We start from the raw sequence: 15,706 nt of genomic DNA on the forward strand, positions 1-15,706 counted from the left end.
GCCCGAGTTTGGAGCCCTCTCACCGTTTCCAACTCCTGCCCCACCGCGCTACCGTGAAGAATCCATTTCGCTCGACGCTATGCTCTCTTTCGGTTGCGATCGTATTGGTCTGTTTCCAATCCGATCCTTGTTGGGCGTCGGAGGCGGCAACGCCCGAGCAATTGGAGTTCTTTGAAAAACGGGTTCGCCCGATTCTTGTCGAACATTGTTACGCTTGCCACAGCGTCGATGCCGCCAAATTGCAAGCGGGACTGCGAGTCGACAGTCGCGCCGCGTTGATCGAAGGGGGCGATTCGGGAACCTCTCTCGAACCGGGCGACGCCGACGCGAGCCTGTTGGTCGAAGCGATCCGTTACGAATCGTACGAAATGCCCCCCAAGGGGAAGCTTCCCGACGGAGAGATCGCCGCGATTGAAGAATGGGTCGCGATGGGAGCTCCTTGGCCGGACGAACCACCGCCGCAATCGGATCGACAGCGCGATGCGTTCGACTTGCAACAACGAGCTGCCGAACATTGGGCATGGCAACCGCTGACATCCCCCACCCCGCCGCCAGTCTCCGATACCGCATGGCCCCGTTCGGATATCGATCGCTTTATTTTGCATCGGCTGGAACAGGCGGACCTGCGGCCTTCCCAAGACACCGACCGAAACTCCCTCGCGCGGCGTCTATACTTCGACCTGACAGGCCTGCCTCCGACCGCCGATCAACTGCAATCGTTTCTCGATGACACCCGCGAGGAAGCGACAGCGTATCTGGTGGACCAGCTGTTAGACTCGCCACGTTTTGGTGAACGATGGGGCCGCCACTGGTTGGATCTGGTGCGATATGCGGAATCGCGCGGCCACGAATTCGATAACGATTCTAGAAACGCATATCAGTACCGCGACTACGTCATCCGCGGACTCAATGCCGACGTTCCCTACGACCAATGGATCCGGGAACATATCGCCGGCGACCTGCTCCCCTCGCCTCGCCTTCACCCAGAATCGAAGTTCAACGAATCGGTTTTGGGTACCGGTTTCTGGTTCCTGGGGGAATGGGTCCATTCCCCTGTCGATATCCGCAAGGAGGAATCGGACCGGTTCGACAATATGATCGATGTCATGTCGAAGACATTTTTGGGAGTGACAGTCGCCTGTGCACGCTGCCACGATCACAAGTTCGACGCGATCTCGACAGCTGACTACTACGCGCTTTCAGGCTTTTTGCAAGGCAGCGATTATCGACAGGTCCGGTTCGAATCGCTGCAACACAATCAAGCTATCGCTGATCGGCTGTCCGAACTCGACGCGAAGTATCAAACCGAAATCGAGGCCGCACTGTCCAAACCAAGCTACCCACCGACACCGGTAGGAGCCCCGCTGCCCCCCGACGCCAGTTTGGTCGTCGACTACGCCACGATCGACGCAGCGGACTATATTCAGAACGGCTTCGTTTTTGGTGACCGACCTCGAAACGCAGGCGAACTGCAAATCACCTCTATCGACGGCCAACCAAAGTTGCACGTGGTCCGGCGAACTGCCGCGGCCAGCGATCGATTTTGGGATGGTCTTCGGTCGATCCACGAAAAAGGGATCCACCATCGGAACTCGTTACTCAAAATTCCACGTGCGGGCCGCACATTGCGGACTCCCACGTTCGAAGTCCAGCAGGGCAACATCGCCTGCCGCGTCCACGGCAGCGGGCACGTTGTCGCTTGCGTCGATTCGCATCGCTTGGTCGCCGGACCACTGCACGGCCAGACGATCAAAGAGTTTTCAGCGAAGCAGAACTGGGTCCATCTGAACCTGCAGCGCTACATTGGGCACCGCGTCCATTTGGAGTTTACGCCCGCCAAAGACGCGACGCTCGAAATTTCGATGGTCTTGAAAAACGCTTCCCCCGAGCAACTGAAAGCGGCAGAAGCGAACGAGGCATTGCAAGTCGCTTCGGCAACAGAACGCCAACAACATCTCGACGAGATCATGACCGGCGAATCGGACGTCGCCTCGACCGTCCGCGATTTGGTGCAGCGTTGGGCCGATGCTCGGGCGTCGCTGAAACAGCAAATCCAAATCGAATCTCACGCTGCCATGGCGATGCTCGACGGCACCGGAGAGGACGACCATGTGTTGATCCGGGGAAATTCCAGCAACCCTGGCAAGCTTGAACCTCGCCACTTTCTGACGGCGATCACCGGAGACCAACCGCTTCCGATAGCCCGCGGGAGTGGCCGACTTGAACTGGCTGAACAGATCGTCGATCCCAACAATCCACTCACCTGGCGAGTCATCGTCAATCGCGTCTGGCATCATTTGATGGGGCGAGGAATCGTTCCCACGACCGACGACTTTGGCGTCTTGGGACAACGGCCCACACATCCCGATCTGTTGGATCATTTAGCCATACGATTCCAAGCCGACGGCCGCAGCATTAAACAACTGATCCGGTATATCGTTTTATCGAGAACGTATCAGATGTCCGCTCTCGCCGATCCCGCGGCGGTTGCCGCCGACCCGAAAAATTTGCTGTGGCACCATCGCTGGCCCAAACGCTTGGAAGGGGAAGCGATCCGCGATTCCCTGCTTACCATTTCGGGAAGCTTGAACGATCAAATGTATGGTGAACCGATCCCGATTCACTTAACCGGATTCATGGACGGCCGTGGACGCCCCGGCGTCAACGGTCCGCTGGATGGTGCGGGGCGGCGATCGATCTACATTTCGGTCCGCAGAAACTTTCTGTCGCCGTTCATGCTCACCTTCGATTCCCCCGTCCCGTTTAGCACGATGGGACGGCGCAACGTTTCCAACGTTCCCGCCCAAGCGTTGATCCTGATGAACGATCCGTTGGTCGTCGCCCAAGCCCAGCGATGGGCCGAGCGGACGATCGAACGCTTTCCAAGCTCCGCCGATCCGAGCGTCGCCGAACAACGGATCCGATGGATGTACCAAACGGCGATCGCACGCCAACCGACCGGACGGGAACTGCAATTAGCGCTGGAATTCCTCGGCTCGCCAACAACCGCCGAAACGCTCACCGACATTTCCCGCTGGGCCGATCTGGCGCACGCGATCATCAACACGAAGGAGTTTATTTTCCTACGATGAACGCATCCTTTCGATTCCCATGCCAACGACATCAACCGCATCCAACATCGCGTCGCGAAATGCTGCGACGTACCGCCAGCGGTTTCGGCGCGGTCGCTCTGGCCGCACTGACGGCCGATCCCGCGTTTACCAGCGAAGCCGTCGACACCAACAGCCCAACGCTTTTGGGGAACGCGTTGCATGGACTGCACCATCCACCTCGCGCCAAGAACATTATCTTCTTATACATGGATGGTGGTCCATCGCAGGTCGACACCTTCGACCCCAAACCGATGTTGACGAAGTTTAATGGCAGGGAGCCGAGCGAGTTCTTCGCAGTCGAACCGACCCAGTTCAACAACACGGGGAAGGTCCTTGATAGTCCCTGGAAGTTTACGAACTACGGTGAATCGGGGCTTCCGGTAAGCGGACTGTTTCCGCACGTCGGTACCTGCGCCGATGAACTCGCGGTGGTTCGGTCGATGGTCTCGGAGTTTCCCGAACACACCTTTGCAAACTACTTTTTGCATACGGGCAGTGGCTTGCAAGGGCGTCCCAGCATGGGGGCGTGGGTGAATTATGGTTTGGGCAGCGAATCCCAGAACCTGCCCGGTTTCATCGTGATCAACGGCGGATTGATTCCACCGGGAGGGCTCGATTGTTTTGGCAGCGGATTCCTGCCAGCCAGCTATCAAGGATCGGTCTTCAAACCGTCGGGCTCCGCGGTTGCCAATATCCAACGGACCGAGAAGTCAGCTGAAGCCCAACTCCGCAAGCTCGCCCTCGTCCGCGGCTTGGACGATATGTCTGTCGAACATTTTGGCAAACACGATAGTCTTGAGTCAGCGATCCAGAATTATGAACTCGCCTATCAAATGCAGATGGCGGTTCCCGAATTGATGTCGCTTGCCGACGAACCCGCCTCCATCCAATCGATGTATGGCATCGATGCGAAGTACGGCCCGACGAAGATCTACGCCGCCCAGTGCTTGCTTGCCCGGCGGCTGGTCGAACGAGGCGTCCGCTTTATCGAACTGACCTGCCCGTCCGTTGGTGCCGACCGCTGGGATCAACACAGCAAATTAAAAGAGGGGCATGAAAACAACGCCCGCGCTGTCGATCAACCGATCGCTGCGCTGTTGAAGGATCTACGGCAGCGGGGCATGTTGGATGAAACGCTGGTGGTCTGGGCGGGGGAATTTGGACGCACTCCGTTTGCCCAAGGGAGCAACGGGCGCGACCACAACCCGCAAGGCTTTACGATCTGGATGGCTGGCGGCGGCGTGCGAGCCGGTACCGTCTACGGAGCCACCGACGAATTTGGATATAAAGCGATCGAAAACCGCATGGAGGTACATGACCTTCACGCCACGATGCTGCATCTATTAGGAGTCGACCACACGCGATCGACCTTCCGATTTGGTGGCCGCGACATGCGTTTGACCGATGTCAAAGGACACGTCGTCGAGGATCTAATCGCTTCGAGTTAATGAGGCCGACGGCTCGCTTACGTCCCCCTCTTCCACCGTCTCCTCACCTCGTGTTGTCTTGCGGATGGGGCTCCGCCGGTGTTGCGTTCGAAGACCAAAGGTTAAACTGGTCGCGACGTTCCCTCGACACGTTCCTACCACAAGCCCCAATACCCAACGATGAGCGATCTACCAAACTGTCCCCAGTGCGATTCCGAATACACCTATGAAGACGGCATTTTGCTGATCTGCCCATCGTGCGCCCACGAATGGACAGCCAACGCGGGAACGGACGACGAGGCTCAGGAACCGGGAATTCGCGATGCCAACGGCAACCCGTTGCAATCGGGAGACACGGTGACCGTGATCAAAGATCTGAAAGTCAAAGGGACGTCGTTGGTCGTCAAGGTCGGCACGAAGGTCAAAAACATTCGCATCGTCGATGGCGATCACGACATCGATTGCAAAATCGACGGCGTCGGCGCGATGCAACTGAAGTCGGAATTCGTCAAAAAAGCCTAGTCCCCCTCACGGTGACGCCCCGTCGATCGAGGGCGCAAATCCGATCGGCGGACGCATCGAGGCAGGAAACCCAAATAGAACAAAGCGGTAGTTTGATGACGATACGCTCCGATACGATTGTTTCCCTGCGTCTGCTGTTTGCAGCGGCGCTGTTGTTTGTCGGATGTGAACGCCCCATCGCCCAAGAGCCATCGCAACCGGTCGCCGCCGAGATCTTGCAGGTTGCGGGCAAGACGATGGGGACTCAGTACGAGGTCAAAATCGCCGATCCTCCGGCCGATCTCGCCGCCGATTGGCAACTGTTGGTCGATCGCGAACTGCGCCGCGTCAACGATCAAATGTCGACCTACATCTCCACATCGGAGATCTCTCGGTTCAACGATTCGACCAGCCTCGAATGGTTCGACGTTTCGCCGGAGACCGCGTCGGTCGTCGCCGCCGCGCTGCAGATCTCTGAAAAATCGGGGGGCGCGTTGGATGTGACCGTCGGTCCGTTGGTGAACCTATGGAGCTTTGGCCCCCACGATCACAAACAGGAACTCCCGTCCCAGGAAGCGATCGACACCGCCGCCCAATCGACGGGCTACCAATCGCTGCACGTTCGCAGCGATCCCCCAGCGCTTCGCAAAGACAAACCGCTGCTGCGTGTCGATCTATCGGCGATCGCAAAAGGACACGGCGTCGACCGCATCCTCGACCTGTTGGTTGGCCTGGGATGCAAAAACGTGTTCGTGAACATCGGGGGTGAGATCCGCGCTTGCGGCGACAAAGGTCCCGGCCGTCCTTGGCGTGCGGGAGTCGAACGCCCCGACGAACTGACGACCATATTATTGTTCCCGGTCGCTATCGAGAATGAAGCGATCGCCACCTCAGGCGACTACCGCAACTTCTTCGAAATCGACGGAAAACGCTACTCCCACACGATCGATCCTCGCAACGGCCGCCCGGTCACTCACAGCCTAGCGTCGGTCTCGGTCGTTGCATCCAGCTGCATGCTGGCCGATGGCTGGGCTACCGCGCTGAACGTGCTGGGCCCGGCCGAGGGACCGCAGGTTGCGGTCGACGCGGGACTGGATGCGTTCATGCTAGAGCGTGCCGATGGCAAGTATCTGCCCCATCCGGTCGGCCGTTTTGTCGACTGGAGCAAGCCGCCTGTGATCGAACAGGACTGATCCTATAATTGGGGCTTACCGCCCGATCCGCCATTTTGCCCGCACCAGTTGCCATGCCACTTGAAATTGTTCCCTATCCCCATCCGACGCTCCGTTACAAAAGCAAACCGATCCGCAAAGTGGACAAGGCGTTGCGGGCTGCGGTGGACGAAATGTTCGACCTGATGTACGCATCCCGAGGCGTTGGCTTGGCCGCCAACCAAGTCGACATCCCGTTGCGAATGTTTGTCGTCAATCCGAGTGGCGAAAAGGGGGATGGCGAAGAATTGGTTCTGATCAATCCGGTCATCCAACGTCCCAAAGGATCTTGGCAAGCCGAGGAAGGGTGCTTGAGTCTGCCAGGCGTCTTCGGAAATGTAACTCGCCCCAAAGAGATTCGGCTGAGCGCATTCGATCTCAAAGGCAATCCGATCGAACGGACCGTCGATGACTTCCTAGGTCGCGTCCTGCAGCACGAAAACGACCATCTCGATGGCGTGATGTTCATCGATCGGATGACCGATGAATCGCGGCGAGATCTCGAAGGGGTATTGGCCGAATTCGAGATCGCTCGCGACAGCGGACGCCAGACGGGGTCGATCGAAACCGACGAAGCGATCATCCAACGCCGCAACGAGTGGGAGCAGCGTTATGCCTGATCGCCCGTTGACGATGGTCTTGATGGGAACCGGCCCCTTTGCTGTACCAGCCTTTGAAGCGATTCGCCAATCGGGCGATTCCATCGCGATGGTCGTCACCCGTCCGGAGATCATCAGCAAAAGCCGCAAACCGGCACCTCCAAGTCCGGTTCGACAGTGGGCCGCGGCAAACGATCTATCGGTTTACGATCCGCCGAACATCAACGACGACGATGCGATCGAACGCTTGCAGGCACAACAGGCGGATCTATTTGTCGTCTGCGATTACGGCCAAATCTTAAGCTCCGCGGCGCTCGAAGCTGCTCCCCTGGGGGGCATCAATTTGCACGGCTCGCTGCTGCCCGCCTATCGCGGAGCCGCACCGGTCCAATGGGCGCTCTGGAACGGTGATCCGGAGACCGGGGTCTCCGTGATCCACATGACGCCGCGATTGGACGGCGGGCCGGTGATCGCTTCGGCAACGACGCCGATCCAGGTGACCGAGACCGCGGGCGAATTGGAACATCGGCTCAGCGAACTGGGGGTCGCATCGACCCTCGACGCGATCGAAACCCTGCGAACGTGGGATGGCCAGTCGCCGATCGGCGCGGCGCAGGCCAAAGCCTTGGTTTCCAAGGCGCCACGGTTGTCCAAAGCGGACGGCCGGATCGATTGGACAAAAACGGTTCGCGAGATCGACTTCCATGTCCGCGCGATGCAACCCTGGCCCGAAGCGTTTACGTTGGCCGAAACCGGAGCGAAGCAACCGCTACGGTTGGTGATTCGCGAAATCGCTGCGACCGAAACCGCTCGTCCAGAAGATGCCGCCCCGGGCCAAGTGATCGTCGACGCTCGTCGGCTACTGATCGCGGCGGCGGACGGCTGCGTCGAGATCCTGCGGTTGGTCCCCGCCGGGAAGCGGGAGATGACAGCGGATGAGTTCATGCGCGGCAACCAATTGCCCGCCGGAACGATTCTCTAATCCACATCAACGTCGCAACTCGCCGGGCAACCGAAGCTGGCCCCGCGAGTTATCACCCGACGTCGATTCGCACAGCGGCCTATTTCTTCACAACCCAGATATTGCGATAGACCACGGGATTGCCGTGACCTTGCAGATACAGGGCATCGGGCTCGGGCCCTTCGGGGTGGCGGCCAGGTGTTCCGTGAGGAAGTTCCAGGTCGTCGTGAATCACGACACCGTTGTGACGGATCGTGGCACGCGCGTTCTTGGTTTTGTTCCCTTGGTCATCGTAGCGGGCAGCGGTGAAATCGATGTCGTAGGTCTGCCATTGCAACGGTGGAAAGCACATGTTGACATTTGGTTCGGCGATTTGGTAGATGCCGCCGCACTCGTTGTTCTTCCCCGCCAATCCAAACGAATCGAGGACCTGCAATTCATAACGGCTCTGCATATAGACGCCGCTGTTACCGCGAGCCTGTCCACGGGCCTTGGGTTTAAAAGGCGTGCGGAACTCGAGATGCAGCGTGTGATCGCCGAATTTCTCCTTGCTGAAACAATTCGCTGCCAGCAGATCGCCTTGTAACTTGCCGTTTTCAAAGGCGCCAGCGGAGGATCCGTCGAACAACACCAATGCGTCAGCGGGCGGCTTGGCCCCCAGCGTGTCGCTCTCGCGTTGAACCTTAGAGAGCGTACCGCGCAAGATTCCATCGGCCGCTGTCGAGACCTTCAGTTCACCGTTGGAGATTTCCACGTTGAACAGATCGTTGGCAAATACGGCCGCATCTCCTTGCAACTCGCCATCGATCTCGGTCTTGATGTTTTTGTGAGAGACGTCCGCGCTGGGCAGTCCGTCGCCGTAGCTGATCAGGCGGAACTTGCCGTCCCCCAAAGCGATCACTTGGACGCCAAACTTGAGCGAGTCGGGACCGGCTGTCCCCTCGTATTCCCCTTGGATTTGGTAATCGATCGGCGCCGTGGCGGGATCCAAGTAGGTATCTTTCAAATCGACATCGTCGGCCATCAGGCCAACGTTCATCAGCGCTACACTCAGGGTCAATGCAAAGATTCGTTTCATTGGGTTCTCTATTTCGGGGGGAGGTGTTTGTTCAGTCGGCTAGCTTACCATCGTCCCTCGCGAAGGGAAACATTTTGATCACAACATTCCAATCGAGGGCTGATGGCCGGGCCATTTTTCGTTGCGAACCGATTCGTTCCTCGCGGACTCAAATCGTCGTCGCATTGATCAGCGACGACCGATGTCCCATAATCTTCGCAATGGTGCCAGCACCACTCCGCACGCGCCACCGATCAAGCTGCACCGCATCGGCGACGCTACCACAAAATCAATACGAAGGAACGCAAACCCATGTCAACCTACTCGCCGGATGACGCCCCCATTCCCAATCCACCGAAGTCAAACAAAGCGATCAAGATCGTTATCGCCGTGGTCCTGATCGGACTGGGAATCATCTGCTGTGGTTGTTTGGGAGCTGTCGCGTTGACCTGGATGGCGTATGGCGATTCGGTCGAAACGATCAAGGGAAACCGGATCGTCCAACAGAATCTTGGAGACGTGACATCGGCCGAAATCGACTTTCAAAGCACCGGGGAACTCGCCGATCAGGGAGGGCCACAGCAACTCGTCTTCTCCGTCGAAGGGACCGCCGGTTCAGGCAAGGTCGTCGTTGCCACGGGGCCAGCCGGGCTGGAATTGCGGACGTTGATTTTGGAGGATGGAACGGAGATCGATCTGCAAGAGCAAGACGATCGGATTCCGATGGAATTTGACATCGACAGCGGTGAACTGGAAATCGACACAGGCGAACTGCAGATCGACAGCGGTGATCTGGTACCGCAAGCATAAGAAGCTCGTCTCGCATCGATCTCCCGCCGCCGGACCTATTCGATCCAGTCGCGCGGCCCAAGATCGTAGCGTTTCAACTTTCGATCGAGCGTCGACCGCTCGATCCCTAAAATCGAAGCCGCTTTGCTCTTATTGCCAGCGGTTGCCCGCAGGGTTTGCAGAATATGATGGCGTTCGACGTCCAACAGAGATTGTTCTTCGAAGCCGACCTCGTCGTTGCCTACGTCGGTCGACGATCCGGCGACATGAACATTTGATAAAACCAGATCATCGGCATCGATCGATGTCTTCGTCGTCAAGACGACAGCTCGCTCGATCACGTTTTTCAGTTCGCGGATGTTCCCCGGCCAAGGGTATTTCATCAATCGCTTTTCCGCGGCGGCGGTAAAGCCTTCGATCTTACGCCCCATCTGACGGCAGTAGAGCTTCAAGAAGTGATTGGCCAACCGCAGGATATCGCGTCCACGCTGGCGAAGCGGCGGGATCACGATCTCCAATACGTGCAGTCGAAAATAGAGATCGGCGCGGAACCGCCCCTCGCGGACCTCGAGTTCGAGGTCTCGATTGGTTGCCGAAACGACCCGCACGTCGGCGCGAATCGAGCGGTTGCCGCCGACGCGTTCAAAGGCGTGCCCTTCCAGCACGCGAAGGAACTTCGCTTGGATCTCGGGACTCATCTCACCGATTTCATCCAGCATCAACGTGCCACCATCGGCCGCTTCAAACTTGCCCAACTTGCGATCGGTGGCACCGGTGAAGGCCCCTTTTTCGTGACCAAACAACTCGCTTTCCAACAGCGATGGCGAGAGGGCCGCGCAGTTCAAACACAAAAACGGTCCCTCGCTGCGCGTGCTCTGATCGTGCAGTGATTGTGCGACAAGTTCTTTACCGACGCCACTTTCGCCACGGATCAGAACCGTTGCCGATGTCGGCGCCGCGCGACGGATCGCTTCGCTGATCGCGCGGATCTCGGGACTGTCGCCGACGATCTTCGTTTGTTTCTCCAACTGTTCCCGCAACTGATCGACTTTCTGGCGACTGCGGTCCAACCGCGTCGCCAGCTTGGCCTGGCGAAGGAGATTTTGAAACGCAAGTCCCAAATTTTCGGCGACCGCCAATGCGAACTCCAAATGCTCCGGTTCCAGGGAGGGTTCGTCGTCGGAGGAATAAAGATGCAGTAGACCGATCGACTGTTTTTCGATTCGGATCGGTGCGCAAACGGTGCTGGTGGTGCTGATCTCCCCTCGACTGTCGGGACTGGCAAGGGCCGCATCGTCGCGGATATTGCGAGCCAACACCGCTTCGCCGTCGCGAAGGACCGTTTCAGCGACAAAATCGGGAACGCGATGGTAGCTGCGATGCAGCCGTTGCCGCGTCGCGATCAGGACGAGATCGTTGGGATCGTTCGATTCGGGTTTTGCCGCGTCGGACAACCGCATCACCGCGCCGGTGGCGACACCGGTGTGCCGGATCAAAGTATCGAGGGCCGATTCCGCCGCGGCGTCGATCGTCTCGCAACGTGAAAGTTCAAACGCGAACTGGAACAACTTTTGCGCCGCCCCAGCACTTTCGGAAGCCTTGGTTTTGCGAAGCCGTTGTTCCAAGAACGGACTCTTCCGCTGGCGATGCGTGATTTCTCCGGCGTCGATCCCTTCGACCGTCTGCTGCTCCTCCAGCACCCCACTTCCTTCGGGCGTGCCGCCGCCAACCGTTGGTGATTCACATTCAAACGCATCGGCAATGTCATGGACAAAGACCATCTGGCAGCCAGCGATTTCTAGTGTTTGTCCCGCCCGAATGATTTGATCGCCATGAACCGGTTGCGCCTCGATACGGGTCCCGTTGCGACTGGCATTGTCGCGGACAATCCAATCCCCTTGCTCGGCAAAAAGCTCGGCATGCTGGCGGCTGCACCGTTCGTGACGGATCACGATATGGCTGCCCGAAGAGCGTCCGATCGTCGTCCTTCGGCCCGGCACCAGACTGAACACATCGGTCCATCGGCTCCCCTCCCGAATTACCAGATAGGCCGGTGGTGCGGTTTCTTCAGAATGAATGGCCTCAGACAAGAGATAACCCGCGGGCAAAAATGTTGTGTTAGGGCTGTTTTGTGACTATTTTACATGCAGACGGCGAACGCGAGTCAATCGTTCCCTGCGGGGAGCTTTTTGACCTACAATTGAAACGGCGTCTACGCCGCTTGTCTAAAGAGAGATTCTACCCACTTGGTATCGACGCGTCAGCGTTGGGAGTTCGTTTGATGAAATGTCCACAAGGTTTGCAGGTTCGTGTTCGACATGCAATCTGCATAGCCAGCATGATCCTAATCGCAGCACCATCGTTCGCCGGACAGACCGGCCTTCGTCAGAATTCCGTGGGTGGTGTGATGGTCGATGCTGGAGGCGTGGTTCGTGCGGCGACCCCAGCGGAACAACAGCAGTCGCTTCAAGCCGTTCGCGTTCGTGTTAAAGGTGGAGCGGGAGAACTCGCCAAGCCAGCAGCGATGCGGATGATCTCGCTGAAAGGTTTGCAGCAGGCGATCGCCACGGCGCTGGAAACCGGAGACGATCTGCCCGAAGAGATCCGTTACCTGGCCGGGCTACAACGCGTGCAATACGTTTTCGCCTACCCCGAGCAGAACGACATCGTGATCGCTGGCCCCGCCGAACCGTGGATCGTTCGCGACGATGCGGCCGTTGTCGGTGCGATCAGTGGTCAACCGATGATGTTGATCGACGACTTGGTAACGGCGATGCAAAGCGTTGAATCCGCACGACGCGGCGGAATCAGTTGCTCGATCGAACCAACCGCCGAGGGACATCAACGCTTGAATCGCTTGCTGTCCAAGGTGCATCTGCGAAACGGGCAGAACCCCAAGTCGCTGGAACCTCAAATGAAGCAGGCGTTTGGCCCGCAGATGGTTAAATTGACCGGCGTCCCCACCGACAGCCATTACGCCCGTATTCTGGTCGCTGCCGACTATCAAATGAAACGGATCGCGATGGGGTTGGAACCCTCCCGCCTCGCCGCTCTACCAAGCTACTTGGAAATGGCCCGTGGTTCGTTGACGCAAAGCAACGCCAACCCGCGTTGGTGGATGGCTTGCGATTACAGTGCGTTGACTCACTCCCAAGACAAACTCTCCTGGCAGCTGTCGGGTCGTGGCGTGAAAACCATGACCGAAAACGATCTGATCGGTGCCGACGGTCAAGTTGTCGGCAACGCCAAAGCCGATCCGAAGGCTCAACGTTGGGCCGATCTGATGACAGAGAACTACGGCGAATTGAGCCAACAGTTCCCGGTCTTCGGTCAATTGCGGAACATGATCGATCTGAGTGTCATTGCGACTCTGATCGTTCAAGAACGTCTGGACGAAACCGCTGGCGTCAATCTCGATCTCTTGATGGGGCGTGGCACCCAAGTGCCCGTTTCGGTCTACACCGCCCCGGCCGCGATTTCGCCCGAATGCAGCTTCTTGCGAGGTCGCAAGGGCTGGATTGTGACAACCTCCGGCGGTGTCGACATCAACGCGTTTGAAATCATTGAACGCCAAACCTCAGACGAAACGCTTGGTTCGATCCACGGCAAATCGGCGGCAAAAGCTGATGCATCGTGGTGGTGGAACGGCTGATCTTAAGAATCGATCAGCAATCGACCGCGCACAAAAAACCGCTGCCGAAACCCGAAGGCATTCGACAGCGGCTCGCGGGAAATTTGCTCGTTCGTTCTCGTCGCCAAACCAAGGTTTGGCCTTTTTCTGCGAGACGAACGCTTTCCAGATCTCTTAAAAGCTAGTTGCGTAGCAGTTCCTGGATTCCGTAGGTGAAGAACGTTCCCAGACCGAAGTTCAGGACTTCTTCTTCGCACTTGTACTGCAGGACCAGGATATCGCCGGCTTGAACCAATGGTCGTTGTCGCGGGTCGTTGGTCGCCGCAGCGAGATCGACTTCGATAACAACCTGTCCTTCGCACGGTGTCTTGCGGAGGATGAACAGTCGTCCCGGTGGGACACCGCCGACGCTGCTGGCACTCAAGCCACCGCCGCCGCCTCCGCCAACTTGGCTGCTGACACCGGTTCCCGCGATCGCCATCGCACCTAAGACATCCAAGTCATAGTCACGTGGCAGAGGATGTTCGCCACCGGGCAACAAACCACCGGTGTAGAAGACCTCGCGATCACGCGATTCGATGTAGATGATATCGCCGCTCTTCAACAACACGTCTTGCGGACGAATGTTTGGCACAGCCCCTGGTGGAATTCGCAAAGGAATCCGAATGGCGGTGTCGTCCTCGGGAATCTGAGGAGGGCAAAAACAGGGGTTCAGTTGACGCTGCCGCTCTTGTTCGCGGTAGTGTTGTGCAACCATCTCCATTCGACGCATTTTGTCTTCTTGGCTCGCACGAAGAATTTTGACTTCGTTCTTCGCCGTTACTCCTGGCAGACCGCCAGTCTGCATCAAAGCATGCAGGACGTCGTTCTGATAGGCCGGCAATTTCACGATGCTACCCGACGCACCTTGGAAACTGCCGCGTTGAACACTGCTGCCACTGTTCACTTCGTTTTGAGTCAACGATTGATCTTGGCGAACGACGATCACGTCATAGGTCCGCTCTTTGATCAACGTGACCACAGGGCGTGCCTTTTCATCCTTCAAGATCTCCGCCTTGATGTAGGCCTGGCGAACCAATTCCCGCACCTGGTCGATCGTCATCCCGCGGACATCGATCGGTTCGACCAACGGCAGCGAAATCGTACCATCTTCGGCCACAGCGATCGGGAAACCGATCGATGGTGGCAGCGTGCTATCGGCATCCGGGAAGTGAACCGGCGGAAGTTGCGGTGTCACATCGGGAGCGTTGAATGGCAGCACACCTTCGATATAGACACCCAACACATCGTCGGAGTCCAAAATATAGTTCCGCGGCGCCTCTTGCGATAGCAACGAGATATCGACAGGGACGAGGTTATTTTTTGGTGGTGCAAAAAATTGTGGTGGCAAGCGCCGCGCTGGAATGCCGCTGATCGGAGAGGTCAGACTGGTGCAGCCGGAACTCATCACGATACCTAGACACATGGCCCAAAGGAGGCCAGCGGCAACGGGCACGCGCTTTGCGGATTGGTTTATGGTTTCGACATTCATCACAAAGGCTCTTCGTTTCGGCGTCTGCGGACTGGATCTGTTAGAATGCACGTCGTCCGTTGGATCGTGCCAACGGAGATGCTAATTATTCCCGGCTGGATCGCATCGCGATTCAGCGGAAAAGGATCATCGCACTAGAATGGCTTCGGACGATTGAATTGTCTGCCAATTCCTGAACCGATTCGCGGCGGAGCGGATTCAACGGCCGAAGCAGCTGTTTCGGATTCCACTTGCACGTCGCCGACGATCGTTTCGCCTTCACCCAAAAGGCCTTCATAGCCTGTGAGCGGAGCCGGTTTAGGTTCCGGTTTCGGAGCGACAGCTGGCGCCGCGGCGATCGTTGCCGCCGGTTCCCCCAGGCCACATGCTTGGCAAGCCTGCTCCATTTGGTAGCTCATTGGGATCTCGCCATAGTTCCCCAGGCCATCCTCTTCGGCGGCGCGAGCCCCGTGTGGGTATCCGGCGAACCAAGCGTTCACGCGTTGTTGGCCTTCGGGAGACTGGAATTTCCAGCTCCAGTAGCTGCGTGGCGGAAAGGCTGGTGTGCAACCGTTGCCCCCATTGGCGACATCCTCATAACCTTGACGGAAACCGTCGCGGAAATGGTAGCGATAGTCTTCATTCGCGAAACAGGCCTTCCGTTCGTGCCACGCACGGGCACTCCAGGCACTATTGCGATACCCCAACACAAATTCGTCGCAGCATTCGTTGTAGTCCAGCGAATTGCTGAGCCCCGCAAATGCGGTGCAGCCACCCGTTGAAACAACTAACATCGAAGCGGCGAATGAGCAGGCGATGCCTGCGACAACCGCTCGAATTCGAGCGCGTCGCGTTCGAACAATACGTGTACGACAACTATTAATCGATGATCTAGAATCCGCCATGT

Annotated in this window: 12 protein-coding genes; 8 read left to right on the top strand and 4 right to left on the bottom strand. The window is 57.7% G+C overall.

Annotation, left to right across the window (positions count from 1 at the left end):
• The first annotated feature begins 53 nt into the window (after positions 1-53).
• From EC9_RS14325 to fmt, 6 genes are all read left to right on the top strand, one after another.
• A complete protein-coding gene (locus tag EC9_RS14325; protein ID WP_246105677.1) occupies positions 54-3,092 on the top strand; it encodes a PSD1 and planctomycete cytochrome C domain-containing protein in 3,039 nt (1,012 codons plus the stop codon).
• A 59-nt stretch (positions 3,093-3,151) separates the two neighbouring features.
• A complete protein-coding gene (locus EC9_RS14330; protein WP_145349152.1) occupies positions 3,152-4,561 on the top strand; it encodes a DUF1501 domain-containing protein in 1,410 nt (469 codons plus the stop codon).
• 159 nt (positions 4,562-4,720) lie between these two features.
• On the top strand, positions 4,721-5,062 hold the full coding sequence (locus EC9_RS14335) for a zinc ribbon domain-containing protein YjdM (protein ID WP_145346285.1): 342 nt from the start codon (positions 4,721-4,723) through the stop codon (positions 5,060-5,062).
• Between the two features lie 95 nt (positions 5,063-5,157).
• Positions 5,158-6,234 (top strand): FAD:protein FMN transferase, encoded by a 1,077-nt coding sequence (locus EC9_RS14340; RefSeq protein ID WP_145346287.1) that lies wholly within the window; start codon positions 5,158-5,160, stop codon positions 6,232-6,234.
• Positions 6,235-6,287: 53 nt separating this feature from the next.
• Positions 6,288-6,872 carry a peptide deformylase gene (gene def, locus EC9_RS14345; protein WP_145346289.1) on the top strand — a complete coding sequence of 195 codons (585 nt, stop codon included), beginning with the start codon at positions 6,288-6,290 and terminating at the stop codon, positions 6,870-6,872.
• Entirely contained in the window at positions 6,865-7,833 is a 969-nt protein-coding gene (gene fmt, locus EC9_RS14350; protein ID WP_145346291.1) for a methionyl-tRNA formyltransferase, read from the top strand. The genes def and fmt overlap by 8 nt, the downstream gene beginning before the upstream one ends.
• A gap of 79 nt (positions 7,834-7,912) precedes the next feature.
• Here the strand turns inward: fmt and EC9_RS14355 are convergent, their stop codons facing one another.
• A complete protein-coding gene (locus tag EC9_RS14355) occupies positions 7,913-8,890 on the bottom strand; it encodes a 3-keto-disaccharide hydrolase (protein WP_145346293.1) in 978 nt (325 codons plus the stop codon).
• A 291-nt stretch (positions 8,891-9,181) separates the two neighbouring features.
• On the opposite strand from EC9_RS14355, the gene EC9_RS14360 reads away from it, so the two are divergent.
• Positions 9,182-9,679, top strand: coding sequence for a Coa1/Tim21 domain-containing protein (locus EC9_RS14360; RefSeq protein ID WP_145346295.1), 498 nt, complete (start codon positions 9,182-9,184; stop codon positions 9,677-9,679).
• Positions 9,680-9,714: 35 nt separating this feature from the next.
• On the opposite strand, the gene EC9_RS14365 is transcribed toward EC9_RS14360, so the two are convergent.
• Positions 9,715-11,670: a sigma 54-interacting transcriptional regulator gene (locus EC9_RS14365; protein ID WP_261342958.1), complete on the bottom strand. Its 1,956-nt coding sequence runs from the start codon at positions 11,668-11,670 to the stop codon at positions 9,715-9,717.
• Between the two features lie 326 nt (positions 11,671-11,996).
• Here EC9_RS14365 and EC9_RS14370 point away from each other — a divergent pair, with 326 nt between their 5' ends.
• Positions 11,997-13,310 (top strand): DUF1598 domain-containing protein, encoded by a 1,314-nt coding sequence (locus EC9_RS14370; protein WP_246105679.1) that lies wholly within the window; start codon positions 11,997-11,999, stop codon positions 13,308-13,310.
• A gap of 160 nt (positions 13,311-13,470) precedes the next feature.
• On the opposite strand, the gene EC9_RS14375 is transcribed toward EC9_RS14370, so the two are convergent.
• Positions 13,471-14,736 (bottom strand): polysaccharide biosynthesis/export family protein, encoded by a 1,266-nt coding sequence (locus tag EC9_RS14375; RefSeq protein WP_145346298.1) that lies wholly within the window; start codon positions 14,734-14,736, stop codon positions 13,471-13,473.
• Positions 14,737-14,954: 218 nt separating this feature from the next.
• On the bottom strand, positions 14,955-15,593 hold the full coding sequence (locus tag EC9_RS14380; protein WP_145346300.1) for a hypothetical protein: 639 nt from the start codon (positions 15,591-15,593) through the stop codon (positions 14,955-14,957).
• Positions 15,594-15,706 lie beyond the last annotated feature (113 nt).

Source organism: Rosistilla ulvae, assembly GCF_007741475.1.
GTDB lineage: Bacteria > Planctomycetota > Planctomycetia > Pirellulales > Pirellulaceae > Rosistilla > Rosistilla ulvae.

Bases quoted from the DNA above. Each gene is read 5' to 3' on its own strand.
- EC9_RS14330 (WP_145349152.1), top strand. From the start codon at position 3,152: ATGCTGCGACGTACCGCCAGCGGTTTCGGCGCGGTCGCTCTGGCCGCA.
- EC9_RS14335 (WP_145346285.1), top strand. From the start codon at position 4,721: ATGAGCGATCTACCAAACTGTCCCCAGTGCGATTCCGAATACACCTAT.
- EC9_RS14340 (WP_145346287.1), top strand. From the start codon at position 5,158: ATGACGATACGCTCCGATACGATTGTTTCCCTGCGTCTGCTGTTTGCA.
- def (WP_145346289.1), top strand. From the start codon at position 6,288: ATGCCACTTGAAATTGTTCCCTATCCCCATCCGACGCTCCGTTACAAA.
- fmt (WP_145346291.1), top strand. From the start codon at position 6,865: ATGCCTGATCGCCCGTTGACGATGGTCTTGATGGGAACCGGCCCCTTT.
- EC9_RS14355 (WP_145346293.1), bottom strand. From the start codon at position 8,890: ATGAAACGAATCTTTGCATTGACCCTGAGTGTAGCGCTGATGAACGTT.
- EC9_RS14360 (WP_145346295.1), top strand. From the start codon at position 9,182: ATGTCAACCTACTCGCCGGATGACGCCCCCATTCCCAATCCACCGAAG.
- EC9_RS14370 (WP_246105679.1), top strand. From the start codon at position 11,997: ATGATCCTAATCGCAGCACCATCGTTCGCCGGACAGACCGGCCTTCGT.
- EC9_RS14375 (WP_145346298.1), bottom strand. From the start codon at position 14,736: ATGAGTTCCGGCTGCACCAGTCTGACCTCTCCGATCAGCGGCATTCCA.
- EC9_RS14380 (WP_145346300.1), bottom strand. From the start codon at position 15,593: ATGTTAGTTGTTTCAACGGGTGGCTGCACCGCATTTGCGGGGCTCAGC.